Source organism: Streptomyces sp. NPDC046915 (assembly GCF_040644935.1).
Taxonomy (GTDB): Bacteria; Actinomycetota; Actinomycetes; order Streptomycetales; family Streptomycetaceae; genus Streptomyces.
Genome location: NZ_JBEYXB010000010.1, coordinates 337824 through 364126, shown reverse-complemented (window position 1 = coordinate 364126; position 26303 = coordinate 337824). Strand labels below are relative to the sequence as shown.

The following is a 26303-nucleotide window of genomic DNA, read 5'->3' as shown; positions in this document are numbered from 1 at the left end:
TTCACCACGCCTTCAAGGAGTTACAGCCCGGGGATCACAGAGATGAGCAGGTCGATGACCTTGATGCCGATGAACGGGGCGATCAGGCCGCCGATGCCGTAGATCCCGAGGTTGCGGCGCAGCATCCGGTCCGCGCTCATCGGCCGGTACCGCACGCCCTTGAGGGACAGCGGCACCAGCGCGACGATGATCAGCGCGTTGAAGACGACGGCCGAGAGGATCGCGGAGTCGGGCGAGGACAGGTGCATGATGTTCAGCTTGTCCAGGCCCGGGTAGACCGCCGCGAACAGCGCCGGGATGATCGCGAAGTACTTCGCGACGTCGTTGGCGATGGAGAACGTGGTCAACGCCCCGCGGGTGATGAGGAGTTGCTTGCCGATCTCGACGATCTCGATGAGCTTGGTCGGGTTGGAGTCGAGGTCGACCATGTTGCCGGCCTCCTTGGCGGCCGACGTACCGGTGTTCATCGCCACGCCGACGTCCGCCTGGGCGAGCGCGGGCGCGTCGTTGGTGCCGTCTCCGGTCATCGCGACCAGCTTGCCGCCCGCCTGTTCCCGCTTGATGAGGGCCATCTTGTCCTCGGGCGTGGCCTCGGCGAGGAAGTCGTCGACGCCCGCCTCCTCGGCGATGACCTTGGCGGTCCGCGGGTTGTCACCCGTGATCATGACGGTCTTGATGCCCATGCGCCGCAGTTCCTCGAACCGCTCCCGCATGCCGTCCTTGACGACGTCCTTGAGGTGGATGACACCCAGGATCCGGGCGCCGTCGGTGTCCTCGACGGCGACGAGGAGCGGGGTGCCACCCGCCTCGGAGATGCGGTTGGCGAGCCGGTCCGCGTCCTCGGCCAAAGTGCCCCCCTGTTCCTTCACCCAGGCGATGACGGAGCCGGCCGCGCCCTTGCGGATCTTCCTGCCGTCGACGTCCACACCCGACATGCGGGTCTGGGCGGTGAAGGCGATCCACTCGGCGTGCGCCAGCTCGCCCTGGTGCCGCTCGCGCAGCCCGTACTTCTCCTTCGCCAGTACGACGACGGAGCGGCCCTCGGGGGTCTCGTCGGCCAGCGAGGACAGCTGGGCCGCGTCGGCGACCTCGGCCTCGGTGGTGCCCGGCACCGGCAGGAACTCCGCGGCCTGGCGGTTGCCCAGGGTGATCGTTCCGGTCTTGTCGAGCAACAGCGTGGAGACGTCGCCGGCGGCTTCCACCGCACGGCCGGACATGGCCAGGACGTTGCGCTGCACCAGACGGTCCATGCCCGCGATACCGATCGCGGAGAGCAGCGCGCCGATCGTGGTCGGGATCAGGCAGACGAGCAGGGCCACCAGCACGACCATCGTCAGGTGCGTGCCCGCGTAGTCGGCGAACGGCGGCAGCGTGGCACAGGCCAGCAGGAACACGATGGTCAGGGAAGCCAGCAGAATGTTCAGCGCGATCTCGTTCGGCGTCTTCTGCCGTGCCGCGCCCTCGACCAGATTGATCATCCGGTCGATGAAGGTCTCGCCGGGCCTCGTCGTGATCTTGATGACGATCCGGTCGGACAGCACCTTGGTACCGCCGGTCACCGCGGACCGGTCACCGCCGGACTCGCGGATGACGGGGGCCGACTCGCCGGTGATCGCCGACTCGTCGACACTGGCCACGCCCTCGACGACGTCACCGTCGCCGGGGATGACGTCACCGGCCTCGCAGACCACCAGGTCACCGATCCTCAGCTCGGTGCCGGGCACAGGCTCCTCACCGTCACCCACGAGCCGGCGGGCGACCGTGTCGGTCTTGGCCTTGCGCAGGGTGTCGGCCTGGGCCTTGCCGCGGCCCTCGGCGACCGCCTCCGCCAGGTTGGCGAAGATCACGGTCAGCCACAGCCAGGCGCTGATCGCCCAGCCGAACCAGTCCCCCGGGTCCTTGAACGAGAACACGGTGGTCAGGACGGAGCCGATCCACACCACGAACATCACGGGGGACCTGACCATCACCCGCGGATCGAGCTTGCCGAAGGCGTCCGGCAGCAACTTGACGAGCTGCCTGGGGTCGAACAGGCCCGCGCCGACACGGCCCTCGGCGGCCTTGTGACCGGTGGGGACGTCGCTGTGCGGCGCCCGGGGCGGGGTGACTGTGGACATCGAGTCCTCTTGCTTCTGTGGCTTCTCTGTACGGGTGGTCATCACGCCAGTCCCTCGGCGAGCGGGCCCAGTGCGAGGGCGGGGAAGTAGGTGAGACCGGTGATGATCAGGATCGCGCCCACCAGCAGGCCCGTGAACAGCGGCTTCTCGGTGCGCAGGGTGCCCGCGGTGACCGGCACCGGCTTCTGCTCGGCGAGCGAGCCGGCCAGTGCCAGGACGAACACCATCGGCAGGAACCGGCCGAGCAGCATCGCGAGTCCGGTCATGGTGTTGTACCAGTCGGTGTTCGCGTTCAGACCGGCGAAGGCCGAGCCGTTGTTGTTCGACGCCGACGTGAAGGCGTACAGCACCTCGGAGAAGCCGTGCGCACCGGAGTTGAGCATCGAGTGGGGCGGCGTGGGCAGGGCCATGGAGGCGGCGGTGAACACCAGGACCAGCGCGGGTGTGATCAGGATGTAGCAGGCGGCCAGCTTCATCTCCCGGCCGCCGATCTTCCTGCCCAGGTACTCGGGCGTACGGCCGACCATCAGACCCGCGATGAACACCGCGATCACGGCCATGATCAGGATGCCGTAGAGGCCGGAACCCGTGCCGCCGGGCGCGATCTCACCCAGCATCATGCCGAGCATGGTGATCCCTCCGCCGAGGCCGGTGAAGGAGGAGTGGAAGGAGTCCACCGCGCCGGTCGAGGTCAGGGTCGTGGAGACGGCGAAGATCGACGAGGAGCCGACGCCGAAGCGGACCTCCTTGCCCTCCATGGCACCGCCGGCCGCCTGAAGTGCCGCGCCGTGGTGGGCGAACTCGGTCCACATCATCAGGGCCACGAAGCCCAGCCAGATCGTGAACATCGTGGCGAGGATGGCGTATCCCTGCTTCACGCTGCCGACCAGCACGCCGAACGTGCGGGTCAGCGCGAACGGGATCACCAGCAACAGGAAGATCTCGAAGAGGTTCGTGAAGGGCGTCGGGTTCTCGAAGGGGTGGGCGCTGTTGGCGTTGAAGTAGCCGCCGCCGTTGGTGCCCAGTTCCTTGATGGCCTCCTGCGAAGCGACCGCGCCGCCGTTCCACTGCTGCGAGCCGCCCATGCTGTGCCCATCGAAGAACTGTCCGACCTCGTGGATGCCGGAGAAGTTCTGGATCGCACCGCAGGCGACGAGGATCACCGCGGCGACGGCTGCCATCGGCACCAGGATCCGCAGGGTGCCGCGTACCAGGTCGGACCAGAAGTTGCCCAGTTCACCGGTGCGTGAGCGGGCGAAGCCGCGCACTAGCGCCACGGCGACGGCGATGCCGACGGCCGCGGAGACGAAGTTCTGCACGGCCAGACCGGCGCTCTGCACGACGTGCCCCATGGTCTGCTCGCCGTAGTACGACTGCCAGTTGGTGTTGGTCACGAACGACACGGCCGTGTTGAACGACTGCGCCGGGTCGACCGAGTCGAAGCCGAGCGAGCCGGGCAGGACGCCCTGGAGGCGCTGGAGCAGGTACAGGAAGAGGACGCCGACGGCCGAGAACGCGAGGACACCGCGCAGATAGGCGGGCCAGGTCATCTCGGCGTCGGGGTTGGCGCCGATACCCTTGTAGATCCACTTCTCGATGCGCAGGTGCTTCTTCGAGGAGTAGACCCCGGCCATGTAGGTGCCGAGAGGGATGTAGGCCAGCGCCAGCGCGCCTATGAGGGCGAGCAGTTGGAGCAGGCCGGCGAGTACGGGACCCATGTCGTGTCTCAGAACCTCTCCGGGAAGATCAGGGCGAGGACGAGATAGCCCAGCAGGGCGACGGCCACGAGCAGGCCGACGACGTTTTCGGCGGTCACAGCTTCGTCACCCCCTTGGCGACAAGAGCCACCAGCGCGAAACCCGCGAGCGTGATGACGACGAAGGCCAGATCGGCCATCGCGAACTCCTGGAGTGAGGTGCGGTTGGATCGGACGATTAGAGGAAACCGCCTGTCCGACCGGATCCGACCCCTCGTTGACGGCTCTCTTACGGCAGCCCCCACGGCTTTGACGGGACTCTTACGGCGCCACACCCGTCACAGTGACGGCGCGACTCCCGCGAGCCAGGCGTCGAATGTGGTCCAGGAGATCGCGGGGTACGCCTCGTGCAGTGCCGCGATGTCGACGGCGTAGCCCTCTTCGTTGAGAAAGGCCCACATGGCGACCATGTCGTCGTCGGCCCGACGCCGCAGGTCCAGCTGGGTGTGCACCGCCTCGACCGGCCGCGCCAGCGCACGGGTGAGGACCGAGGCCATGCGGGCGGGCGAGGGTGCGTCGGAGGCGACCTCGATGCGCCGCCCCAGGTGCCCGGCACGGTTGTTGACCGCTGCTGCGACCACGGCTCCGAGGTCCTGGCGGGCCGTCTGCTGAAGCGGGCGGTCGACCGGATACGGCAGAACGAGTCGCCCGGCCCGCAGATTCTCCACGTCCCCGAGCATGTTGTCGTAGAAGTATGCCGGGGCGACGATGGTCCAGTCGTCGCTCTCCCGCCGCAGGGCCTGCTCGATCCGGTACTTGCTCTCGAAGTGGGGAACCCCGCTGGACCTGTCGGCGGAGGCCACCGAGGAGAGCACCAGGTGCGGCAGCTCCACCTGCCGGGCCGCCGCGATGATGGTGAGCCCCTGCTCCACCTCGGCCTGCGGGCCCTCCTCGAACGGTGTCGTCACCGCGAATGCGGCGTCCATGGCGTCGAACGCCGCGACCAGCGAGGGAACATCCCGCAGATCACCCCGGACCACCTCCGCACCCAGCTCCGCCAGGGCACGGGCACGGCGTCCGTCCGGGTCGCGGACCACGGCACGGACGCGCTGTCCGGAATCGAGCAGGCTGTCCACCACCGCACCCCCCTGACCACCGGTCGCCCCGAGCACCGCGACGTGCATGGCATCCACCTCACGGCCGTGTGGCGGTCAGGCACGGGTCGGTGATCCCGTGCGGACAGGCGAGGGCGTCGATGTCCCATCCGGCGCGGCGGGCGCCGGCGAGATAGGCGCTCTCGTAGAAGGCCAGGACCGTCCCCTTCGGGTCGGCCTGACCGCGTACGTCGTCGTAGGGCAGCACAGCCAGGTGGCTGCCCGCGCGGGGGATCCATTCGGCCGCGGCGGGTGTGAGCGGCTCGTGGGTCAGGTCCGCCGGCTCGGGCGCGGTGTAGGAGTAGAAGGCGGGCTTGTCCGAGCCGGCGTCGCCGAACCAGAAGCCGAAGCTGATGACCTCGCGTGAATAGGCCTCGCGGGCGACCCGATCGACCTGCGGCGGCTGGTCGACATGTTTGCCGGAGAACCGGGTGCAGGCGAGGTCGAAGGTGTGCCAGAAGTGGTGCACCGCGCTGACCTTGCCCGAGAACCCGGCCGCGAACTCCTCGAGTACCAAGGCCACTTGGCTCAGCACCTGCCAGTAGCGGTTCGCCCAGACGGGATCGTATGCGGCGTGCTCGACGTCCTCGGCAAACGGCCGTGCCGCATCGGGCAGATCGAACGGACGGGGATGCGCGATCTCGACATCGACGCCCAGCGCGACCAGGGCTTCCAGAGTCAGGCGATGGAAGGAGGCGACCGACTGGCCGAGCAGGGAGAAGGCGACCGTGCGGCCTTCCACGGTGGTGACCACCAGTTGGTGATCGACGAAGTCGAAGTCGATGGTGAAGATCCGCGTTCCGTCCACCTGGCCCATCGGGCGCGTCGTGATGCCACGTCCGGTGAGGTGGAAGGGAACGTTCCACCAATGGTTGCGCCGGGGACTCGCAGCGAGGCGGATCTTGCCGACGACCTGCGCGAACCGGTGGATGGTCTCCTTGGTGTCACGCCACTCGGCAAGAGGCATGGGAGGAAACATCTGCTGGGCTGCCGCTTCGCGAACGGGTGCGGTCATGACGGTTCCCCTGCCTTCGCCTGCGGTTCGTCGCTGTACCCGGTCCGGACATCGCCGTCACGGGCGCGTGGGGCTGCCTCCTCTTCCAGCCTGACGCCCGGACCGGGCCGTCGCACGCCGAGCCCCTCCCACACCACTTCCAAGCCAACTCCGCGCCTCGCGCGTGTTCCCCCGCCCCATTGTGTTGCGCCTTGTGCCCCTCTACTGTTCGACTTTGCCCGAGTCTGTTTGATGCTGATTGCTCAGACGGTGTGGAGGCCGCAGTGCGGAGTCATCGGATCGATTCAGAAGCCGCGAGACCCGGTCGCCGTCGGTGGTGGAGGGCGGTCCTCGCGACGGCCGCGACCATCGCCCTGGCCACGGGCATGACCGCACCCGCCACGGCGCGGGACGTCGGCGGGCAGGCTCCCGCCGCCGCGGCTGCCGCCGGTCCGGGGGCGCACACCGTGAGTCTCGACGGCTACTCGTTCCTCGTCGACGGAAAGCGCACCTACCTGTGGTCCGGCGAGTTCCACTACTTCCGGCTCCCGAGTCCGGACCTGTGGCGCGACATCTTCCAGAAGATGAAGGCCGCCGGGTTCAACTCCACCTCGTTGTACTTCGACTGGGGCTACCACTCGCCGAAGCCGGGTGTGTACGACTTCAGCGGGGTGCGTGACGTCGACAAGCTGCTCGACATGGCCCAGGAGGCCGGGCTCTACGTGATCGCCCGCCCGGCGCCGTACATCAACGCGGAGGTCGACAGCGGCGGCCTGCCCGGCTGGATGACCACCAAGGCCGGGAACAACCGCAGCGACGATCCGCGGTTCCTGAAGTACGCGGACGAGTGGCTGACCCGGATCGACCGGATCATCGCCCGCCACCAACTGACCAACGGCACCGGGTCGGTCATCGCCTACCAGGTCGAGAACGAGTACTACAACGGCTCGGACGCCGGCCGTTCCTACATGAAGCACCTGGCGGACAAGGCCCGAGCCGACGGCATCACGGTACCGCTGACCGGCAACAACAACGGCACCTTCAACTCCGGTACCGGCGCCCTGGACGTCGACGGACCGGACTCCTACCCGCAGGGCTTCAACTGCTCCAACCCCTCGAAGTGGAACGGCGTTCCCGACATCAGCTACGACCACCCCGCCGGAAAGCCGCTGTACTCGCCGGAGTTCCAGGGCGGCGCCTTCGACCCGTGGGGCGGGCCGGGCTACGACAAGTGCGCCCAGCTGATCAACGACCGGTTCGCCAACGTGTTCTACAAGCAGAACATAGCCGTCGGCGCCACCGCGCAGAGCTTCTACATGACCTACGGCGGCACCAACTGGGGCTGGCTGGGCATGCCGGAGAACTACACCTCCTACGACTACGGGGCCGCGATCCGCGAGAACCGCCAGCTCGATCCGAAGTACTACGAGGACAAGCTGATCGGGTACTTCACGCAGTCGGTCGCCCCGCTGACCAAGACCGAGGCGATCAGGGCCACGCCGCCGGACGACTCCGCGGTCGTCGACACCGCCCGGATGAACCCCGACACCAAGACGCAGTTCCACGTCCTGCGGCACGGGAACTCCACCTCCACGGCGGTCGACAAGACCCACATCTCGCTGGACTTCAACGCGCAGCCGACCACGGACACCACCTACACCTGGGACGACCCCGACTCCGCGCTCCAGTACACCGGTTCGTGGTCGCACGTGGCCGACACGAGCTACACCGGCGGCGACTACAAGCACACCGAGTCGTTCTCCAAGCAGGCCGGTGACTCGGTCACCGTCCCCTTCGACGGCACCGCGATCCGCTGGATCGGCTCGAAGACGAACAACCACGGCTACGCCGACGTCTACCTCGACGGCACCAACGTGGCGACCGTCGACGACTCCGGCGGCGAGAACCAGGCGGTGATCTTCCAGAAGACCGGGCTGTCCCCCGGAGCACACACCCTGAAGATCGTCGTCGACGGGAACCACAGCTCGGGGTCGACGGACGACTACGTGTCCATCGACGCCGTCGACGTGCCGACGGCCGCCACCGCGACGCCGACCTACCCGGTCGTGCCGCAGCAGCCGGGCACCGCGATCACGCTCGACGGGCGCGACTCGCACGTGATCGTGGCGAACTACCGGCTCGGGGACTCGCAGTTGCAGTACTCGACGTCGGAGATCATGACCCACGCGACGATCGGCGACCGGGACGTCGCCGTGCTCTACGGCGACCCGGGCAGCGACGGCGAAACCGTGCTGCGCTACTCCTCCAGGCCCACCGTGACCACCAGCGGCGGCACGGTCACGACCACCTGGGACGAGGCCACCGGTGACCTGCGGCTGAACTACACGCACAAGGGCCTGATCCGCATCGGCATCAGCGGCGGCGGAAAGCGCCCGATGCTGCTGCTCGTCGGCGACAAGGCCACGGCGGAGACCTTCTGGCGTCAGGACACGGCGACCGGCCCGGTACTCGTGCGCGGCACCCACCTGCTGCGGACGGCGACCGGCCTGGACGGCGGCCGCACCGTGGCGCTCACCGGCGACAACGCCGACGACAAGGACATCGAGGTGTTCACCTCCGCCGACCACGTCACCTGGAACGGCAGGACGCCGGCCACCCGGGCCACCGACACGGGGAGCCTCACCGGGAAGATCCCGGTGGCCGCCCCGGTACACCTGCCGGCGCTGACGAACTGGAAGCACGTCGAGGAGTCCCCCGAAGCGGCCCCCGGTTTCGACGACTCCAGCTGGCAGGTGGCCGACAGGACGACCACCGACAGCGTCTCCGGCGTCAACTCGCTGCCCGTCCTCTACGCGGACGACTACGGCTTCCACACCGGCAACACCTGGTACCGGGGCCGCTTCCGCGCCACCGGCAAGGAGACCGGCATCCACCTGGTCTCGGACTCCGGCGGGGACGCCCAGGCGTTCTCCGCCTGGGTCAACGGCACTTTCCTGGGCAGCTCCACCACGGGCAGCGCCGACTTCACCTTCCCGGACGGTTCGGTGAAGTCCAAGGGCGACAACGTCGTCTCCGTGCTCACCGTGAACATGGGGCACGAGGAGGACTACAACTCGACCAACGGCAACAAGACCGCGCGCGGCCTGACCGGCGCCTCCCTCGTCGGGGCGCCGCTGACCTCCGTCACCTGGCGGCTTCAGGGCGTACGGGGCGGCGAGGACCTTCAGGACACGGTGCGCGGCCCGCTCTCCACGGGCGGCCTGTACGGCGAGCGGGCCGGCTGGTCCCTGCCGGGCTACCCGGACGGCAAGTGGAACAAGGTGGGCCTGCCGACGAAGGACACCCGTCCCGGCGTCTCCTGGTACCGCACCGACGTCGACCTGGACCTGCCGCACGGCCAGGACACCTCGCTCGGGCTGACGTTCACCGACGACCCGTCACGCAAGTACCGTGCCACGATCTTCGTGAACGGCTGGCAGGTGGGCAACTACGTCAACTACCTCGGGCCGCAGAGCACCTTCCCGGTCCCCGACGGGATCCTGGATCCGAACGGCCGGAACAGCATCGCCATCGCCGTGTGGAACCTGGACGGCAGCACCGGCGGGCTCGGCAAGGTCTCGCTCACCGACTACGGCAGCTACGCCTCGTCCCTGCACGTCGCGCGGAACGACAGCCCCCGCTACAACCACGGGAAGTACGCGATGCCGAAGCGTCCGGGAGCGGAGGTCACCCTGGACGTGCCGGACACCGCTCAGTCAGGGCAGGCGTTCACGGCCGAGGCGACGATGCGGTTGCCGAAGGACGGACCGCCCGCCTCCGGACTGACGGCCTCGCTCTCCGTGCCCGACGGCTGGAGCGTGAGTGCCACGAGCCCCACGTCCGTCAAACGCCTGCGACCCGGCCGGTCGGCCGCCTTCACCTGGAAGGTCCGGCCGCCGGACGGGAAGCTGCCGTCCGCCTCGGCGCTCACCGCCACCGTGCGCTACGTGCAGCACGGGCGGCGGGCCGCCGGAACCGACGAGCGCATCGTCGGCGGGATCCCGCCGGCTCCGCCGGCCGGGAAGAACGCTGTGAGCGACCTGCCGTTCTTGTCGTCCACCAACGGGTGGGGTCCGGTCGAGCGTGACAGCAGCGTCGGCGAACAGGCGGCCGGGGACGGCCGTCCGATCAGTGTCGCCGCGGCGCCGGTTACGCCAAGGGCCTGGGCACCAACGCGGTCAGCGACGTCGTGGTCCACCTCGCCGGAAAGTGTTCCCGGTTGACGGCGGACGTGGGTGTCGACGACGAGACACGTGGTGCGGGAACGGTGACGTTCTCCGTGATCGCCGACGGCAGGACCCTGGTGACCACGCCGACGCTCCGGGGCAAACAGGCCGCGGTGCCGATCGACGTCGACGTCAGCGGCGCCCAGGTGGTCGACCTCCGGGTCGGTGACGCCGGCGACGGCAACGGCAACGACCACGGGGACTGGGCGATGCCCACGCTGACATGCGGCTAGACGTGCTGCTGACTCGAGGCCCGCACGGCGGTGACGGAGAGCGACATAACGTCACATAGGCGGACCCGTTGCGGAAATCCGCCAAGGCCGATTAAATCTCCTGAATTCATTCGAATTAGGATGAATCCGAGGGTTGTGGACCGCTGCGGTCCACAACCGATCACACAGCCCAGCGAGTAGCCGAGCGGTGAACGGAGGCGACAGTCGGCCGTGGTGAATGCCAAAGGCAGCGATGCGAACGACATCGGCTCGTCCATGCCCCGCGCTCCCCGTCAGCCGCACCAGCCGCAGGGACCGCGGAACATGCGGAACACGCAGATCGCGCGTCCCTCGGCGCGTCACCGCATGCGGATGCGGCTGCTCGACGCCGTGGACGAGGACCGGCGCAATGTCGATGTGCTGCTGACCGCGCTCCAGCAGGCGGTGGCCGAGGTGCACGGGCTGGGCGGCATGGTGCACCTCCCGGGCGGCGGCATGAGCGGCATCCTCTACATGGTCGCCGACAGCGGCCTGCCGGAGTCGATGACCCGGCCCTGGCTGATCATCCCGGCACGGGGCACGGCGCCGCCCAGCAAGGCCGCCCGCGACGACACCCCCACCTGGCAGGCCCACCTGGCCCCGCCCGACCCGGTGCCAGGCCGGGACCCCGCCGCCCTGTGGCCTTCCCGGGTCCCCGCCGGCATCGGCCACCTGTCCGTCCCCATTCCCGGCGGTGGCCGGCGACGGGGCGCGCTCTCGGTCCTCTTCGCCCCGGGCGACGAGCCCGGCCCGGCGGACAGCGCGTTCCTGAACGAGGTGGCGGCCTGGATGTCCAGCAGGCTCAGGTCGTCCGGGATCCTCAATCCGTCCCCCACCCTGCTGCGGGCCCTCGAGAACGGTCCTGGAACGCGTGAAGCGCTCCCCGGGAACGCGGAAGGGATGCCCTCCATCACGTACACCTGGGACCTGCGTACCGGTGAGCTGACCGCCGACCGGCCCGTCGAGGAGGTGCTGGCCGGCATCGATCCGGGGGTGATGGCCGGCGGCATCGAGGCGTGGGCGGCACTGATCCACCCGGACGACCTGCCGGGTGCGGTCACCGGCTTCGACATGGGCATCCAGCTCCGCGGCGGCTTCCAGGACGAGTACCGGATCCGGCGCCAGGACGGGACGTACCTCTGGATCGAGGCCCGTGCCCGGACGCTCATGGACGAAGCGGGGACCCCGGTGAAGGTGATCGGCACCCTCCGGGACAGCAGCGGAACGCACACCGCCGCCGCATCGGTGGGCCGGGCGCTGCGGCACATGAGCGACGGCTTCGTCTCCCTGGACACGGACTGGCGCATCGGATTCATCAACGAGGCCGCCGAGAAGCTCTTCGGCGCCGCGGGAGAGGTGGCCGGAGCCCTGCTCTGGGACATTCCCGCGCTGCACGCCCTGCCGGATCTGGAACAACGGTGCCGGGCCACGGCGGCCGAGGGCCGGCCCGCCGGACTCGACGTACCGGGGCCGGACGGGATGTCCTGGTACCACCTGCGGCTGGTGCCGGTGCCGGAAGGTCTCACGCTCTACATCACCGACACCACCGAGCGGCATCTGCGGGAGGCCGAGCGGACCGCCGCGGAACGGGCCGCCGCGGAACGCGCGTCCCTGGTCCAGCGCACCACGCGGGAGCTGGCCGAGGCCGTCACGGCCCAGGACGTGATGGCGGCGGTGGCCGACGGTGTGATGACACCGCTCGGGGCCACCGGACTCATCATGCTCGGCATGGCCGACGACCGGCTGACCGTGGTCGGCTCCCGGGGCTATTCGGAACGCTTCACCCGGCTGCTGGACGGCAAGTGGACCGTGGCGGACAACCCGGTGGGGGACGCCCTGAGCACCCGCACCACCCTCTTCATCTCCTCCCCGGAGGAGTTCCTGAAGCGTTACCCGGCAACCGAGATCCTGGTCCGGGAAGGGGGCAACGAGGCGTGGGCCGTCCTGCCGCTGGCCGTACCCGGGCGCGAGATCGGCGCCGCGGTGATCTCCTTCGCCCGGCCGCGGGTGCTGGACGATGACGAACGGACGCTGCTGACCGCGCTCAGCGGACTGATCGCGCAGGCCCTGGAGCGGGCCGGACTCTACGACGAGGCGACGACCCGGGCCCGCACCCTCCAGCACAGCCTGCTGCCCCAGGCACTGCCCGAGCTTCCCGAGGTGACGACGGCGGCGCGGTACCAGCCGGCCGAACAGGGAGCCGATGTCGGCGGCGACTGGTACGACGTGATCCCGCTCTCCGCGGCCCGGGTGGCGCTCGTGATCGGAGACGTCATGGGCCACGGCATGGCCGAGGCCGCCACCATGGGCGGGCTGCGCACGGCCGTCCGCACCCTCTCGGAACTGGAGCTGCCGCCCGACGAGATCCTCGGCCACCTCAACGACATCGTCGGCGAGCTGGGCACCGACGCCTTCGCGACCTGCCTGTACGGCATCTACGACCCGGTGACCCGGATGCTGTCGTACGCCAGCGCAGGCCAGCCGCCCCCGGCGGTCGCCCAGCCCGACGGCACCGTCACCTTCCTGTCGATGGCCCCGGACCCGCCCCTGGGGGTGGCCGCTCCGCCCTTCGAAACCCTGGAGACCCTGCTGCCCGCCGACAGCCTGCTCGCCCTCTACAGCGACGGCCTGGTCGAGAGCAAGGACAGGGACGTCACCACCGGCATGAGCCACCTCGCCGAGTTCCTCTCGCGGTCCGTGAACGCCATGCCGACCTCACCGGCGGACGGGCCCGGCCTGGACGCCCTCTGCGCCGGCCTCAGCTCCGACCTCCTCCCCGCCCACGGCGCGCTGAGCGATGACGCCGCCCTGCTGCTGGCCCGCACCCATCCACTGGACGCGGAGAACGTCGCCGAGTGGCCGTTGCCGGAGGACCCGGTGGCGGCGGGTCAGGCCCGCGATCTGGTCCGTGCCCAGCTCAGCGACTGGAACCTGGCCGACGAGGACCTGATCATGACCACCGAACTCCTGGTCAGCGAGCTGGTCGGAAACGTCGTGCGGCACGCCTGCGGTCCCATCCGGCTGCGCATGCTCCGGAGCCGCGCACTGATCTGCGAGATCTCCGACGCCAGCCTGACCACACCGCACATCCGCCACACCTCCGCCACCGACGAGGGCGGGCGCGGCCTACAGCTCATCTCCGCGCTCTGCCCGCGCTGGGGCACCCGGCACACCCGAACCGGCAAGTCCATCTGGACCGAACAGCCCCTTCCCGTGCCCGGTGAGCCGGGCTGAGCCGCCTCAGACGGTGGCTTCGGCCCGGGCCGGGCCGAGATAGGCCACGGTGGTCCGTCCGGCGTGTGCGGCGAGGAGCGCCTGGAGTTCGTCGGCCGCGACCTTGAGGAGGTCGCCGTCGCGGGTGGCGTCGAGGGTTTCGAGGAGGAAGGCGACGTGCGTGGAGTCCTCGGTGACACGGGTGCGGTGGGCGTCGCGGTGGTTCCAGTGCCGGGTCAGCACGCCGGTGGTGTCCGCGTAGACGATCTCGCCGGGCTTGGGGTTCTCCACGGTGCCGGGTTCGCCGAGCGGGGTGAAGGACTCGGTGCCGTCCGCCTGGCGGATGTCGACGTCGCCGGTGACGTGGTGGAGGTCGAAGGCGCCGGCGGGCAGGCCGTGGCGGACGGAGACGGCGTTGTAGGAGTCGACGGCCGGATTGATGCGCGGCAGGGTGCCCTTCTTGGCCAGGCGGCGGCCGAGGGCGTCGACGCTGGGCCGGATCCGGCGCGGGTTGGTGCCGAAGGAGCGGTAGGCGGTGTGCCAGGCCTCGATGCGGGGGTCGGTCTCGTCGGCGGGGTGCCAGGTGCCGTCGGCGAGCTGTTGCTCCAGTTCCGCCAGGGCGGCCGTGGTGTGGGGCCAGGGCTCGTGGCCGCGCAGGCCGGTGGCGGTGACCAGGGCGATGAGGGTGTCGGGGAAGGCTTCTGCGACGGCGGGGGCGAGCCGGAAGGCGGGCATGGGCGGGTTTCCGTTCCTGCGTGCGGGCGGTGAGTACCGGGTTCAGGGCTTCCAGGGGCCGATGCGGTCCAGGCGGCGGAGCTGCTGGCGGGCGGTGGGCACGTCCAGGCCCCGGCCGCGCTCGGTGAGGCGGTCGGCGACGGCGGCGCGGTGTTCGACCGGCTTGTGGTCGTCGTACTTGAACTTGGCCAGCACATCGGTGACTTCCAGGCGCAGCCCGCGGATTCCGGACAGCATCCGGCCGTAGGGCGGCTGGTCGACCGCCACGGCGGCGTGGTCGCCGTCGGGCTGGAAGTGGGCCAGCTGGCGGCGCAGCAGCTCGGCCTTGGCCTCGGGGTCGTCGACGACGTGGGCGCGGCAGGTGAACTGGACGGCCGCGTAATAGCTGGTGGGCACGCCGTCCGTGGGCGGGGTGCCGGGCTTGGCACGCCAGGGGCCGGGCATGAAGGCGTAGTCGCCGAAGACGGTGAAGGTGACGTTCGGGTCGTGCTCGATCGCCGTCCAGGCCGGGTTCGGCCGGGCGAGGTGGACGAGCAGGTCGCGGCCGTCCGAGGAGAAGTGGGTGGGGACGACGGTGGGCGGACGGCCGGGCAGGCCGTTGACGCTCAGCTGCCCGAAATCGTGGCCGTCGGCTATCCAGGTCTGCCATTCGGTCTCGTCGAGGCTGGTGTCCCAGGGCTGTACGAACATGCGGTTCTCCTTGCGCGGTCACGGTCGCGGCCGTGGCGGCGACGGCGTGGACTGTACCGACCGCTCGGGTCGGACTCAGGTCAGGGCGAGGAGGCTGACGGCCACGGCGGCGGCGCCCAGGCCGACGAGCTGGCCGCGATGGATGCGTTCGGCGAGCACGCCGCGGGCGAGCAGGACGGTCCCGGCCGGGTAGAGCGCGGTGATCACGGCGACCACGGTCAGGTCCCCGCCGCGGACGGCGAGCAGGAACAGCAGGTTGGCCAGCGAGTCCAGTACACCGGCGGCCGCCGACATCGTGTACGCGGGCCGTTCGTCGCCCAGCCTGCGGTGCAGCAGCCCCGCCGCGGCCAGGGTGACGGCCGAGGCGACGGCCCGGCCGGTGATCAGCGGGGCCACTCCGCTGTCGGACGGCGCCTGGTGCAGGCAGATCAGCTGAAGGGCGATGGCGGCACCCGCGCCGAGGGCCAGCAGCAGCGCCGTACGCGACGGGCGGCCGGCGCCCGCGCCGTGTCCGGCGCTGACGAGCACCACCGCGACCAGCGCGAGCGGCAGGCCCAGCAGTCCGGCAGCGGTGAGCCGCTCGCCCTGGAGCAGTCCGACGCCGACGGGCAGCGCGGCGGAGACCAGCGCGGTCACGGGCGACAGCACGTTCATCGGGCCGATCGCCAGGGTGCGGTAGAGCAGGGCGAACGCGGCGGCCGAGGCGACTCCGGACGCGGCGCCCCAGGCGAGAGCGCCGGCGCTGAACGAAGCGCCGAGCACCGGCCACAGCAGCAACTCGACCGCGAGACTGGCCGGGGCCGCGACCATCACGGTGCGCAGCACATGGGCCTTGCGGGCGCCGAGGCCGCCGAGGAAGTCGGCACATCCGTAGGCGAGTGAGCTGCCCAGGGCCAGCAGCAGAGCGATCACAGCACATCCCTTATCATCAGTGGAACGACTAGACCGTACAACGCAACGACCGCCCGATGTCAACCGAACGACCGAGCGGTACATCGGAGCGGTACATCGAAGCGGTCCACCGCGAGGACGGCAACGACAACGAGGACGGCAAGGCCGGCCAGGATGGAGCTCACATGCCCGAGACGGCCGCGGCCCTGCGGACGGTCGCGTACAACGTCCGGGCGGCCCGCACCCGCGCGGGCCTGTCCCTGGACGAGCTCGGCCGGCGAGCCCAGGTCAGCAAGGGGGCCCTGGTGGCGCTGGAGAAGGCCCAGGGCAACCCCAACCTGGCCACCCTGGTCCGGCTGGCCGACACCCTGGGCATCTCGGTGTCCGCGCTGATGCAGGGACCGTCCGACAGCCGCGTCCGGGTCGTGTCCGCCGATGCCGTCGCCCCACTGTGGACCGGAGAGCGGGGCGGCGAGGCCAGGCTCATGCTGACGACCTCGGGCCCGGCGCCGGTCGAGGTCTGGCGCTGGCGGCTGGAACCGGACGAGGAGTACCCGAGCCATCCCCACCAGGCCGGAGTCGTGGAGACCGTCAGTGTCGTCTCCGGCCGGATGACCCTGGTGGTCGACGGCATCGAGCACTCCGTCGAAGCCGGGCAGACCGCCACGTTCGACGGCGACACCTCGCACACCTACCGCGGGGCGGGCAGCGAGACCTGCCATCTGCTCATGACGGTCCATCTGCCGCCGGGTCCCGCCACCACGGCCTGACGACCCGACCGGTCCGTGCGGACGTCGCCGGATCCATGGCTCGGCCACAAGAAATAGTAGCCATGTACATAGTAGCCATGTACTGTATTCATCATGAGCAGCGGTTCCGAAGGAGCCACGCCCGGATTCCTGGTGTGGCGGTTGTCGATGAAGTGGCGGGTCGCGGTCGACCGGGCGGTGGCCCCGCTGGGTCTCACCCACGCCCAGTACTCCCTCGTGGCGTCTCTGTACGGCATGCGGCGCTCCGGGCTGCGTCCCAGTCAGCGCCGGCTCGCCGACCACACCGGCCTGGAGCCGCTGTACGTGTCCAAGCTGGCGCGCTCCCTGGAGTCCGCCGGGCTGATCGAACGCGCCAGGGACCCCCGCGACCCGCGCGCGGTACAGCTGGCGCTCACCGAGCGGGGCCACGAGGTCACCGGGCGGGCCATCGAGGTCGTGCAGCTGCTGCTGCGGCAACTGCTGGAGCCGCTCGGCGGACCCGGCAGCGAACGGGCCCGCGAGTTCACCCGCGAGCTGAAGACCCTGCTCGACGCACCGCTTGATCCTTTCACCACGAACGGCAACGAGACGGAGCAGTCATGACCATCACCGCACCCGCCGTCGACCCCCGCGTCATCGCCCTCGCGCACTACGCCTCCCGCGCGGTCCTGGAGCGCACGCTGGCCCCCCACGGCGTCAGCTTCCAGCAGTCCGTCACCCTGCGGCTCGCCGCCCTCGCGGACGGGCCGGTCGAACCGGCCCACCTCGTCGACGGCGTCACCGGCGCCCTGAAGGTGGACGAGGCCGACGTGCGCGGCACGATCGAGGAGCTGATCGCTCTGGGGCTGCTGGCCCCCGAGGAGCCGTCCCGCATCCGCGCCACGGACGCCGGACGGGAGTTGTACGCCAGGGTCTCCGCCGCGACCGGGCCCATCACCGCCAGGGTCTACGCCGGCATCTCCGAGGAGGACCGGGCCGTCACGGGCCGCGTGCTCGCACTGATCACCGAGCGGGCCGACGCGGAGCTGGCAGCCCTGAACAAGTAGTGGAATATTGAACAACCGGGTTCTGTTGTCGGCCTCGAAGGAGGTCACCAGTGGAGTCTCGAGTGGACACGACGTACTACGACCAGGGGACGGCGGCGGAGCGCTGGGAGCGGGCGCGGCTGTTCTTCGACGCCAAGGACTACGCGGGCGCGGCCCGTGTGCTGACCGGGCTGGTCGAGGAGGTGCCGGAGCAGACCGGACCCCGGCTGCTGCTGGCGCGCTCCTACTACCACTCGGCCCAACTGCGCCGCGCCGAGGCCGAGTTGCGCCTCATCGTCGAGCGCGACCCGGTTGAGCACTACGCCCGGCTGATGCTGGGCCGCACGCTACAGCGGCAGGGGAGGCACGTGGAGGCGGAGTCGCATATGCGGATCGCCTCGGCGCTCGCGGGCGACTTCGAGACCGTCTGAGCGGCACGGACGCGATACGAGAACGGGCGCGGCGCGAGAGAGGGTCCGGTTCCGCCGAGGAACCGGACCCTCTCTCGGTCGGCTGACCCTCTCTCGGTCGGCTGACCCTCTCTCGGTCGGCTCCCCGGATCACAGCGGCGTCGCCGCGTGCAGGATCAGGAACAGGGTGACCGCCGAGTTCGCCGAGGACATGGCGGAGACCAGGGTGCCCACGGCGGCGCCCCAGGCGGCGAGGCCCACGGCGGTGAACGCCGGCGGCCAGGTGCGGGCCGCGGGTGCGGGAGCCAGCAGCGCCGCCACCCTGCGCGGTACCGGCCCGGTCGCGGCCAGGGCGGCGAACGCGGGCGCCGGCGTGCCCCGGGAGAGCAGCGCGGCCCTGCCGATAGCGCGGGCGACGGTCCGCCGGTCGCCCACCGCCCTGGCCGCCTCCTCGTCCGCCCAGCGCTCGGCCGTGTAGACGACCGCGGTACGCAGCGGCCACAGGAACGGATTGGCCCGCGCCGCGAGATGCACGGCGAGCAGGTGCCGGTGGTGGCGGGCGGCGAGGTGGGCGCGTTCATGGGCGAACAGGGCCCGTCGTTCGGCCGGGGCGAGGCCGTCGAGGAGTCCGCTGGTGACGACCACCCGGCCCGGGGTGCCCGGCAGCGCGTAGGCGTACGGGGCGGTGTCGGGCAGGACGGCCACGGTGGTGCCGGGTGCTCCGGCCAGCGCCCGCCGGGCCCGGCGGGTCACCCGGCGGTGCCGGGCAAGGGTGTGTCCGCAGGCCGCGGCCACCAGGGCCAGGGCCGGGATGGCGGCGCGGCCGGCGATCTCGTCGTGCGGGACGGCGGCCCGCACCTCGGGGTCGGCCCAGCCGTCGGGGAGGGGATTGCCGGGCAGCTGGGCGGTGCCGACCACCATCAGCAGGGCCAGGCAGAGCGTGCTGCACACGGCCATGGCCACAGCGACCGCGGTCAGCAGCCGGGTGGCCGTGCGCGGGTGCAGGTGCACCTCGGCGAGCCGGGCGACCGGCCACGCGGACAGCGGCAGCACCAGCGGCAGGAAGACGAAGACCCCCATGGGGCGTCAGTCTTCCGTACCGCCGGGTCGTCCGGACGCGGTGTGCCGAGTGTTCACCGAGTGCTGCGCCTCCTGCTCACCCTCGGCGTCCGCCGCCTCCAGCAGGGCGCGCAGGACCTGTTCGTCGCCGGGCGGCAGGGCGGTGACGAAGCTGGCGAGGACGGCCTCGCGGTCCCGTTCGCCGTCGAGGAGGCGGCGCATGCGCAGGGCCGCGAGGCGGGCCACGTCGGCGGTCGGCGTCCATACGAAGGAGCGGCCCTGCCGTTCGCGGGAGACGACGTCCTTGGCGAGCAGCCGGGTCAGGATGGTCACGACGGTGGTGTGGGCGAGGTCGCCGCCGAGCCGCTGCCGCACCCAGGCCGCGGTGACCGGTCCCTCCGCCTCGCGCAGCGCGCCGAGGACCTGGCCCTCCAGCTCGCCCTGCCCGCGCCGCGGGGTCCGGCCGCCCTCCCGCGCCATGTCCCGTCTCCCTCCGGCGTAGGCGTGTCGGACCACGCTACTTCACGTCGGCCGCGCTCCCGTACGTCCTGCGCCCACGGCGGTGGGCGATCTCGCCGAGGACGATGTCCACGGCCAGGAAGGCGGCCAGCGGGATACCGAGCAGCGGCACGAACCAGCCGAGCACGGCGATCGCCGCCATCGCCGGGACCAGGACGTACGGGGGCACCTGCGCCCAGGCGCCGCGCGGCACCGGGCGGCCGAAGGCGGAGCCGCGGCCGCGCTGCCACCACATGCGGTACCCCCACAGGATCAGCAGGCTCAGGGCGAGCGCGAGCAGCGCCAGCGCGATCTGGTTGACGATCCCGAACAGGATGCCGGTGTGCAGGTCGATGCCCCAGCGGGTCAGCTTGGCGAGCACCGGGTAGTCGTCGAACCGCAGGACGTCGGTGACCCGGCCGGTGGCCGGGTCGACGGCGACCGCGTCCTGCTTCTCGGGCCAGCTGCGCTGGACCTGCCTGACGACGTACGCCGAGTCCGCGTCGGCGGGCGGGACGATCTCGACCGGGTCGCCGAGGCCCTTCGCCCGCGCCGCGGCGAGCACCTTGTCGAGACCTACGCCGTGCCCGGCGTCCCCTCCGGAGGCGGCGGCGGCCGAGCCGTGGCCCGCGTGCTCGCCGCTCGCCGCGGCCGAGACCGAGGGGGTGGCCTGGCCGAGGGAGGTGCGCAGTTCGTCGACATTGGCTCCGGCGTACGTGGACCAGGTCAGCCCGGTCGCCGACAGGAAGAAGAACCCGGCCGCGGCCCACACGCCGACGGTGCCGTGCAGACCGAGGGTGCGGCGCCGTCCGCCGGTGCCGCGCACCTTGCGCAGGGCACGGCGCCGGGAGAACCACAGCGCCAGCCCGCCGCCGGAGATCACCCACAGCCAGCTGGCGGCGAACTCGCTGTAGAGACGGCCGGTGTCGCCGAGGTGCAGGTCGCGGTGGAGTTCGTCGATCCAGGTGCGCACGGGCAGCGCGCCGGTGGATCCGTACTGTTCGAGCGCGCCGCGCACCTTGGCGGTGTACGGGTCGACGAAGACGGCGAGGGTGTGGTCGGCGCCGACGCCCTTGACGCCGGACAGCAGCACCCTGGTGGTCGCGTCCGCCTCCGGCGAGGGGCGCACGGCGGAGACGGTGCCCTCGGGGTGGGCCTTGCGGGCGGCGGCCACCTGCTCGGAGATCGGCAGCTTGCTCCTGCCGACCGGGACGGTCAGCTCATGGCCGTACACGAGCTTCTCGGCCTGGAACGAGCCCGCGTACAGCAGGCCGGTCACGGCGGCGACGAGCAGGAACGGCGCGACCAGTACGCCCGCGTAGAAGTGCAGGCGGAGGATCAGGGGGCGCAGCGGGGCCCAGCGGCTCGGGGAGGGGGCCGGGGCGGGGCGTTGGGGGACCTCGTCCGTGGTGGTCGAGGGAGCGGTGGACATCGGCGGGTTCTCCGGGGGCTTGTCTCGTACGGTTGGTGGTCCAGTGGTCGGGGCGTCGGACCGGCCAGTTCCCGGCATACGAAGTGGCGTCCGTCACACGGGCGGTACGGGGGGCGTGCGATCCTGGCGAGATGGCATCTCCCTCCGGTCGTACGCCCCTTGCCGAGCGGGTCGAGGAACTCCTCGCCACCGACGGCCCGTTGCCGATCGTGGCGGCCGGTGACCCGGTGTTGCGGCGCGGGACCGAGCCGTTCGAGGGCCAGTTGGAGCCCGCGCTGCTGGCCCGGTTCGTCCAGGCGCTGCGCGTCACCATGCACGCGGCCCCGGGCGTGGGGCTCGCGGCGCCGCAGGTCGGGGTGGGACTGCGGATCGCGGTCATCGAGGACCCGGCGCCGGTGCCGGAGGAGATCCGGCTGGCCCGTGGCCGGGTGCCGCAGCCGTTCCGGGTGCTGGTCAATCCGTCGTACGAGCCCGTGGGCGACGGCCGGGCGGCGTTCTTCGAGGGCTGTCTGAGCGTGCCCGGCTGGCAGGCGGTGGTGGCCCGGCACGCCGAGGTACGGCTGCGGGCCGAGGACGAGCACGGGCGTGCGGTCGACGAGCACTTCACCGGCTGGCCCGCCCGCATCGTCCAGCACGAGACGGACCACCTCGACGGCACCCTCTACCTCGACCGGGCCGAGCTGCGCTCCCTGTCCTCCAACGAGGCGATGGCGCTGCGCTGGCCTCAGCCGACGCCCGAGCGGGCCGCGCGGGACCTGGGGTTCGACCTGCCCTGAACCCACGGCGGGTCCGCCCCCGCGCGGTGCGGCTGGGAGGCGCGGCCTCCCGCTCAACGGGTCCGGCGTACGAGGCCGAGGCGGCCCACCGGCGCTGGGGGCTCCGCCCCCAGACCCCCGGCCCATGCCCACCCACCACCCGTGCGGCCCGAGCGAAAGTCTCGGCCCCCGCGCTCAGCCCGTCCGGCGTTCGAGGACGAAGCCGTTCAGGCGCGGGGCCGGGGCGGACCCCGTGGGGGGGGTGTGGGCGGCGGAGCGCCATGGTGGGGTGCGGGGGCGGGAGCCCCGGCGGGGTGCGGGGGCGGGAGCCCCGGCGGGGTGCGGGGGTGGGAGCCCCAGCGGAGTGCAGGGCGCAGCCCCGTGGCGGGGTACAGGGGCGGAAGCCCCTGCGGGGTGCAGGGGCGGAAGCCACAGCGGAGTGCAGGGGCGGAAGCCCCTGCGGGGTGCAGGGGCGGAAGCCCCAGCGGAGTGCAGGGGCGGAAGCCCCAGCGGGGTGCAGGGGCGGAAGCCACAGCGGAGTGCAGGGGCGGAAGCCACAGCGGAGTGCAGGGGCGGAAGCCACAGCGGAGTGCAGGGGCGGAAGCCCCATGGCGGGGTGCGAGGGTGGGAGCCCCTGCGGGGTACAGGAGCGGAGCCCCGCCGGGGTACAGGGCACAGCCCCGTGACGGGGTACAGGGGCGGAAGCCCCGGCGGGGTACAGGGGCGGAGCCCCGCCGGGGTACAGGAGCGGAGCCCCGCCGGGGTACAGGGCACAGCCCCGTGACGGGGTGCAGGGGCGGAAGCCCCGGCGGGGTGCAGGGCACAGCCCCGTGACGGGGTGCAGGGGCGGAAGCCCCGGCGGGGTGCAGGGGCGCAGCCCCGTGGCGGGGTGCAGGGGCGGAGCCCCGCCGGGGTCGAAGGGGCGGAGCCCCTGGGATGGGAATGGGTAGGGGCGGCGGGGGCGAGACACCTGTGGCCCGCACCCACCGCCCCGCGCGGAAGCACTCAGCCCCGATAAGCCTCCAGCAGCCGCAGCCACACCTCGCTCAGGGTCGGGTACGACGGGACGGCGTGCCAGAGCCGGCTGATGGGGACCTGGCCGGCGACGGCGATGGTGGCCGAGTGGATGAGTTCGCCGACACCGGGGCCGACGAAGGTGACGCCGCGCAGGATCTCCGACTCCAGGTCGACGACCATGCGGGCGCGGCCCCGGTAGCCGTCGCCGTACAGGCCCGCCCCGGCGACGGAGGAGAACTCGACGTCGACGGCACGGACCCGGTGGCCGGCCTGTTCCGCCTCGGCGAGGGAGAGGCCGACCGCGGCGGCCTCGGGGTCGGTGAAGACGACCTGCGGTACGGCGTGGTGGTCGGCGGTGGCGGCGTGGGCGCCCCAGGCTTCGGAGTCCGGGACGGTCCCGCCGGAGGCGCGCGCGGCGATGGCGGCGCCCGCGATGCGGGCCTGGTACTTGCCCTGGTGGGTGAGCAGAGCGCGGTGGTTGACGTCGCCGACGGCGTACAGCCAGTCGGTGCCCGTGACGCGCAGGCTGTCGTCGACGTCCAGCCAGGAGCCGGGTTCCAGACCGACGGTGTCGAGGCCGATGTCGTCGGTGTGCGGGTCGCGGCCGGTGGCGAACAGGATCTCGTCGGCCTCGATGCGGTCGCCCGAGCCGGTGACGGCCACGACGGTGCCGTTCTCCCGGGTCACCGACTCCACGGACGTGCCGGTGCGGACGTCGGCGCCGGCCTCCGTGAGCCCCTCGGCGACCAGTTCGCCGGCGAACGGCTCCATGCGGGACAGCAGGCCCTTGCCCCGGACCAGCACGGTGACCTGCGAGCCGAGGGCCTGCCAGGCGGTGGCCATCTCGGTGGCGACGACACCGCCGCCGACCACGATCAGCCGGCCCGGCGCGGACTTCCCGCTGGTGGCCTCCCGGCTGGTCCACGGCCGCACCTCGGCGAGCCCGGGCAGGTTCGGCAGCCCGGCGCGGGTTCCGGTGCACACGGCGACGGCGTGCCGGGCGGTGAGGGTGGTGATGCGGCCGTCGGGGCCGGTCACGGTGACCGTGCGCGGCCCGGCGAGCCTGCCGTGGCCCCGGTGGAGGTCGGCACCGATGCCGTCCAGCCAGCCGACCTGGCCGTCGTCCTTCCAGTGGGAGGTGTACTCGTCCCGCCGGGCGAGCACCGCGGACGCGTCGAGGGGCCCCTGGACGGCCTGGCTCAGGCCGGGCAGGCGGCGGGCGTCGGCGCGGGCGATGACCGGGCGCAGCAGCGCCTTGCTGGGCATGCACGCCCAGTAGGAGCACTCGCCGCCGACCAGCTCGCTCTCGACGACCGCGGTGGTCAGCCCCGCCGCACGGGTGCGGTCGGCGACGTTCTCCCCCACCGGGCCGGCCCCGAGCACGACGACGTCGTAAACGATGGATTCCGTTTCCGTCATGGGGCCAGTCTGGTGGGTGGTGTGCCCCGTGGCCACACGGGTAGGGGGCCGGAATATGTACTCAGCGGGCCGTGTTTTCCCCACGGTTCGCGCCCCCATGTCCAGGAAGAGGTAGACGCATGAGCAGCACCGTGGAGCTCACCAAGGAGAACTTCGACCAGACGGTCACGGACAACGAGTTCGTCCTGATCGACTTCTGGGCCTCCTGGTGCGGGCCGTGCCGTCAGTTCGCACCCGTGTACGAGCAGGCGGCCGAGGAGAACCCGGACCTGGTGTTCGGCAAGGTGGACACCGAGGCCCAGCCGGAGCTGGCCTCGGCCTTCGGTATCCAGTCGATCCCGACCCTGATGATCGTCCGTGACCAGGTCGCCGTGTTCGCCCAGCCCGGTGCGCTGCCCGAGTCCGCCCTCGCGGACGTCATCGGACAGGCCCGGAAGCTGGACATGGACGAGGTCCGCAAGAGCATCGCCGCGCAGCAGGGCGACGGGCAGGCGGAGTGACGCCCGGAACGGTTGCCCAGAACTAGAACGGATACGTCGCCACGTCCCCGCGCACCGTCGTCCAGCGCACCTCGGTGAAGGCCTCCAGGTTGGCCTCGCCGCCGAACCTGGCGCCGGTGCCGGACGCGGCGATCCCGCCGAAGGGGGCCACCGCCTCGTCGTTCACCGTCTGATCGTTGATGTGGACGATGCCGGTGGGAATGCGCTCGGCCAGGTCCAGGCCGCGTGCCGCGTCCCTGGTGACGATGCCCAGGGAGAGCCCGTACGGGCCGTCCGCCGCGAGGGCGGCCGCCTCGTCGGCGGTACGGAACGACCGCACGGGCGCGACGGGCCCGAACACCTCCTCGGCGTACGCGGGACTGTCGTCGTCGACGCCCGCGAGGACCGTCGGCCGGTAGAAGAGCCGGTCGTGCGTGCCGCCCGCGGCGAGCTTCGCGCCGCGCGCGGTGCTCGCCCCGACCAGGCCGTGGATCTTGGCGAGCTGGCCCTCGTCGATGACCGGGCCGAGGTGCACCTGGTCGCGGTGCGGGTCGCCGACCGCCAGGGAGTCGGCCTTGGCGGCGAGCCGTTCGACGTACTCCTCGTAGAGGGAGGCGTGCACCAGGTGGCGGCCGGTCGTCATGCAGATCTGACCCTGGTGGAAGAACGAGCCCCAGGCGGCGGTGGAGATCACCGCGTCGAGATCGGCGTCCTCCAGCACGAGGAGCGCGGAGTTGCCGCCGAGTTCGAGGTGCGCGCGCTTGAGGTGGCGGCCGGCCGCCTCGCCGACGGCGCGGCCCGCCGCGGTGGACCCGGTGAAGGAGATGACCGGCACCCGCGGGTCCTCGACCAGGGCGGCGCCGACGTCGGCCCCGCCGGGCAGCACATGCAGCAGGTCCTCCGGCAGCCCCGCCTCCGCGAGGACGGCGGCGAGGGCGAGCCCGCCGCAGACCGCGGTGCGCGGATCCGGCTTCAGCACGACCGCGTTGCCGAGGGCGAGGGCCGGGGCGACGGAGCGTATGGAGAGGATCAGCGGGGCGTTGAAGGGCGAGATCACGCCGACGACGCCGGCCGGGACCCGGCGGGTGTACGACAGCCGGGGGGCCTCGCTGGGCAGGACCTGTCCGGCGGGGCGGGAGGCGAGGGCGGCGGCCTCGTAGCACTCCTGGGCGGCGACGTGCAGTTCGAAGTCCGCCTTGCCGGGGATGGAGCCGGACTCGCGGACGATCCACTCGCGCAGTTCTTCGGCGTGGGCGGTGAACAAGTCACCGGCCCTGCGCAGCACTTGGGCGCGGACGAAGTGGGGGGCGCGGGCCCACTCCCGCTGCGCGGTACGGGCCGCCCGCGCGGCCGCCTCGACGTCCTCGGGGGCGGCGAGGGCAACCGTGCCGAGCGGATCGCCGGTCGCGGGCTCGGTGACGGTGTACTGGACTCCCCGCAGAGCACGGGAGTTGACGGACTGCCAGGTCTTGGGCTCGAGCAAGGGCATGGCG

At 71.6% G+C, this 26303-nt stretch carries 22 protein-coding genes; 9 read left to right on the top strand and 13 right to left on the bottom strand.

The window, feature by feature from the left end; genetic code table 11:
• Positions 1-20: 20 nt before the first annotated feature.
• The 5 genes from kdpB to ABZ915_RS26980 all read right to left on the bottom strand — a co-directional run bounded on the left by kdpB (position 21) and on the right by ABZ915_RS26980 (position 5934).
• Complete coding sequence (kdpB, locus tag ABZ915_RS27000; RefSeq protein WP_361808278.1) at positions 21-2159, bottom strand: potassium-transporting ATPase subunit KdpB; 2139 nt, start codon at positions 2157-2159, stop codon at positions 21-23.
• Complete coding sequence (gene kdpA / locus ABZ915_RS26995; protein WP_361808275.1) at positions 2159-3835, bottom strand: potassium-transporting ATPase subunit KdpA; 1677 nt, start codon at positions 3833-3835, stop codon at positions 2159-2161. The genes kdpB and kdpA overlap by 1 nt, the downstream gene beginning before the upstream one ends.
• 8 nt (positions 3836-3843) lie before the next feature.
• Entirely contained in the window at positions 3844-3933 is a 90-nt protein-coding gene (gene kdpF, locus ABZ915_RS26990) for a K(+)-transporting ATPase subunit F (RefSeq protein ID WP_361808272.1), read from the bottom strand.
• A 218-nt stretch (positions 3934-4151) separates the two neighbouring features.
• The gene (locus tag ABZ915_RS26985) at positions 4152-4997 is read right to left on the bottom strand and encodes an NmrA/HSCARG family protein (RefSeq protein WP_361808269.1); all 846 of its coding nucleotides are present in this window, start codon (positions 4995-4997) and stop codon (positions 4152-4154) included.
• A gap of 10 nt (positions 4998-5007) precedes the next feature.
• Complete coding sequence (locus ABZ915_RS26980; protein ID WP_361808266.1) at positions 5008-5934, bottom strand: DUF5996 family protein; 927 nt, start codon at positions 5932-5934, stop codon at positions 5008-5010.
• 413 nt (positions 5935-6347) lie between these two features.
• Here ABZ915_RS26980 and ABZ915_RS26975 point away from each other — a divergent pair, with 413 nt between their 5' ends.
• The 3 genes from ABZ915_RS26975 to ABZ915_RS26965 all read left to right on the top strand — a co-directional run bounded on the left by ABZ915_RS26975 (position 6348) and on the right by ABZ915_RS26965 (position 13672).
• A complete protein-coding gene (locus ABZ915_RS26975) occupies positions 6348-10184 on the top strand; it encodes a beta-galactosidase (protein WP_361808263.1) in 3837 nt (1278 codons plus the stop codon).
• Positions 10151-10420 (top strand): NPCBM/NEW2 domain-containing protein, encoded by a 270-nt coding sequence (locus ABZ915_RS26970; protein WP_361808260.1) that lies wholly within the window; start codon positions 10151-10153, stop codon positions 10418-10420. Before ABZ915_RS26975 ends, ABZ915_RS26970 begins: the two co-directional genes overlap by 34 nt.
• Before the next feature lie 303 nt (positions 10421-10723).
• Positions 10724-13672 (top strand): SpoIIE family protein phosphatase, encoded by a 2949-nt coding sequence (locus ABZ915_RS26965; RefSeq protein WP_361808257.1) that lies wholly within the window; start codon positions 10724-10726, stop codon positions 13670-13672.
• Positions 13673-13678: 6 nt separating this feature from the next.
• Here the strand turns inward: ABZ915_RS26965 and ABZ915_RS26960 are convergent, their stop codons facing one another.
• The 3 genes from ABZ915_RS26960 to ABZ915_RS26950 form a co-directional block, all read right to left on the bottom strand.
• Positions 13679-14386: a phenylalanine--tRNA ligase beta subunit-related protein gene (locus tag ABZ915_RS26960; protein ID WP_361808254.1), complete on the bottom strand. Its 708-nt coding sequence runs from the start codon at positions 14384-14386 to the stop codon at positions 13679-13681.
• Positions 14387-14428: 42 nt separating this feature from the next.
• The gene (locus tag ABZ915_RS26955) at positions 14429-15076 is read right to left on the bottom strand and encodes an FMN-binding negative transcriptional regulator (protein ID WP_361808251.1); all 648 of its coding nucleotides are present in this window, start codon (positions 15074-15076) and stop codon (positions 14429-14431) included.
• Positions 15077-15151: 75 nt separating this feature from the next.
• The gene (locus ABZ915_RS26950; protein WP_361808248.1) at positions 15152-15988 is read right to left on the bottom strand and encodes an EamA family transporter; all 837 of its coding nucleotides are present in this window, start codon (positions 15986-15988) and stop codon (positions 15152-15154) included.
• Positions 15989-16152: 164 nt separating this feature from the next.
• On the opposite strand from ABZ915_RS26950, the gene ABZ915_RS26945 reads away from it, so the two are divergent.
• The 4 genes from ABZ915_RS26945 to ABZ915_RS26930 all read left to right on the top strand — a co-directional run bounded on the left by ABZ915_RS26945 (position 16153) and on the right by ABZ915_RS26930 (position 18172).
• Positions 16153-16737: an XRE family transcriptional regulator gene (locus tag ABZ915_RS26945; protein ID WP_361808339.1), complete on the top strand. Its 585-nt coding sequence runs from the start codon at positions 16153-16155 to the stop codon at positions 16735-16737.
• 93 nt (positions 16738-16830) lie between these two features.
• Positions 16831-17319, top strand: a complete 489-nt coding sequence (locus ABZ915_RS26940; protein WP_361808245.1) for a MarR family transcriptional regulator — start codon at positions 16831-16833, stop codon at positions 17317-17319.
• Positions 17316-17762 (top strand): MarR family transcriptional regulator, encoded by a 447-nt coding sequence (locus ABZ915_RS26935; RefSeq protein WP_361808242.1) that lies wholly within the window; start codon positions 17316-17318, stop codon positions 17760-17762. The genes ABZ915_RS26940 and ABZ915_RS26935 overlap by 4 nt, the downstream gene beginning before the upstream one ends.
• Before the next feature lie 62 nt (positions 17763-17824).
• Positions 17825-18172, top strand: coding sequence for a tetratricopeptide repeat protein (locus ABZ915_RS26930; RefSeq protein ID WP_361808336.1), 348 nt, complete (start codon positions 17825-17827; stop codon positions 18170-18172).
• Between the two features lie 129 nt (positions 18173-18301).
• Here ABZ915_RS26930 and ABZ915_RS26925 read toward each other — a convergent pair whose 3' ends face one another.
• From ABZ915_RS26925 to ABZ915_RS26915, 3 genes are read right to left on the bottom strand one after another with little or no spacing between them, the layout of a single operon-like run.
• Positions 18302-19231, bottom strand: coding sequence for a M56 family metallopeptidase (locus tag ABZ915_RS26925; protein ID WP_361808239.1), 930 nt, complete (start codon positions 19229-19231; stop codon positions 18302-18304).
• Between the two features lie 6 nt (positions 19232-19237).
• Positions 19238-19690 carry a BlaI/MecI/CopY family transcriptional regulator gene (locus tag ABZ915_RS26920; protein ID WP_361808236.1) on the bottom strand — a complete coding sequence of 151 codons (453 nt, stop codon included), beginning with the start codon at positions 19688-19690 and terminating at the stop codon, positions 19238-19240.
• A gap of 37 nt (positions 19691-19727) precedes the next feature.
• Complete coding sequence (locus tag ABZ915_RS26915; RefSeq protein ID WP_361808233.1) at positions 19728-21140, bottom strand: PepSY-associated TM helix domain-containing protein; 1413 nt, start codon at positions 21138-21140, stop codon at positions 19728-19730.
• Positions 21141-21271: 131 nt separating this feature from the next.
• Between ABZ915_RS26915 and ABZ915_RS26910 the strand changes: the two genes are divergently transcribed.
• The gene (locus ABZ915_RS26910) at positions 21272-21916 is read left to right on the top strand and encodes a peptide deformylase (protein ID WP_361808231.1); all 645 of its coding nucleotides are present in this window, start codon (positions 21272-21274) and stop codon (positions 21914-21916) included.
• Between the two features lie 984 nt (positions 21917-22900).
• Here ABZ915_RS26910 and ABZ915_RS26905 read toward each other — a convergent pair.
• Complete coding sequence (locus tag ABZ915_RS26905) at positions 22901-24331, bottom strand: NAD(P)/FAD-dependent oxidoreductase (RefSeq protein ID WP_361808228.1); 1431 nt, start codon at positions 24329-24331, stop codon at positions 22901-22903.
• Between the two features lie 119 nt (positions 24332-24450).
• On the opposite strand from ABZ915_RS26905, the gene trxA reads away from it, so the two are divergent.
• Positions 24451-24831: a thioredoxin gene (gene trxA, locus ABZ915_RS26900; RefSeq protein WP_361808225.1), complete on the top strand. Its 381-nt coding sequence runs from the start codon at positions 24451-24453 to the stop codon at positions 24829-24831.
• A gap of 22 nt (positions 24832-24853) precedes the next feature.
• Here trxA and ABZ915_RS26895 read toward each other — a convergent pair whose 3' ends face one another.
• Positions 24854-26299 (bottom strand): benzaldehyde dehydrogenase, encoded by a 1446-nt coding sequence (locus tag ABZ915_RS26895; protein WP_361808222.1) that lies wholly within the window; start codon positions 26297-26299, stop codon positions 24854-24856.
• Positions 26300-26303: the final 4 nt, after the last annotated feature.

Coding starts and splice junctions, on each gene's coding strand:
- ABZ915_RS26985 (WP_361808269.1), bottom strand. CDS start 4,997: ATGCACGTCGCGGTGCTCGGGGCGACCGGTGGTCAGGGGGGTGCGGTG.
- ABZ915_RS26960 (WP_361808254.1), bottom strand. CDS start 14,386: ATGCCCGCCTTCCGGCTCGCCCCCGCCGTCGCAGAAGCCTTCCCCGAC.
- ABZ915_RS26980 (WP_361808266.1), bottom strand. CDS start 5,934: ATGCCTCTTGCCGAGTGGCGTGACACCAAGGAGACCATCCACCGGTTC.
- ABZ915_RS26965 (WP_361808257.1), top strand. CDS start 10,724: ATGCGGAACACGCAGATCGCGCGTCCCTCGGCGCGTCACCGCATGCGG.
- ABZ915_RS26935 (WP_361808242.1), top strand. CDS start 17,316: ATGACCATCACCGCACCCGCCGTCGACCCCCGCGTCATCGCCCTCGCG.
- ABZ915_RS26905 (WP_361808228.1), bottom strand. CDS start 24,331: ATGACGGAAACGGAATCCATCGTTTACGACGTCGTCGTGCTCGGGGCC.
- ABZ915_RS26955 (WP_361808251.1), bottom strand. CDS start 15,076: ATGTTCGTACAGCCCTGGGACACCAGCCTCGACGAGACCGAATGGCAG.
- ABZ915_RS26975 (WP_361808263.1), top strand. CDS start 6,348: ATGACCGCACCCGCCACGGCGCGGGACGTCGGCGGGCAGGCTCCCGCC.
- ABZ915_RS26925 (WP_361808239.1), bottom strand. CDS start 19,231: ATGGGGGTCTTCGTCTTCCTGCCGCTGGTGCTGCCGCTGTCCGCGTGG.
- kdpB (WP_361808278.1), bottom strand. CDS start 2,159: ATGACCACCCGTACAGAGAAGCCACAGAAGCAAGAGGACTCGATGTCC.
- ABZ915_RS26895 (WP_361808222.1), bottom strand. CDS start 26,299: ATGCCCTTGCTCGAGCCCAAGACCTGGCAGTCCGTCAACTCCCGTGCT.
- kdpA (WP_361808275.1), bottom strand. CDS start 3,835: ATGGGTCCCGTACTCGCCGGCCTGCTCCAACTGCTCGCCCTCATAGGC.
- ABZ915_RS26940 (WP_361808245.1), top strand. CDS start 16,831: ATGAGCAGCGGTTCCGAAGGAGCCACGCCCGGATTCCTGGTGTGGCGG.
- trxA (WP_361808225.1), top strand. CDS start 24,451: ATGAGCAGCACCGTGGAGCTCACCAAGGAGAACTTCGACCAGACGGTC.
- ABZ915_RS26915 (WP_361808233.1), bottom strand. CDS start 21,140: ATGTCCACCGCTCCCTCGACCACCACGGACGAGGTCCCCCAACGCCCC.
- ABZ915_RS26945 (WP_361808339.1), top strand. CDS start 16,153: ATGCCCGAGACGGCCGCGGCCCTGCGGACGGTCGCGTACAACGTCCGG.
- ABZ915_RS26920 (WP_361808236.1), bottom strand. CDS start 19,690: ATGGCGCGGGAGGGCGGCCGGACCCCGCGGCGCGGGCAGGGCGAGCTG.
- ABZ915_RS26910 (WP_361808231.1), top strand. CDS start 21,272: ATGGCATCTCCCTCCGGTCGTACGCCCCTTGCCGAGCGGGTCGAGGAA.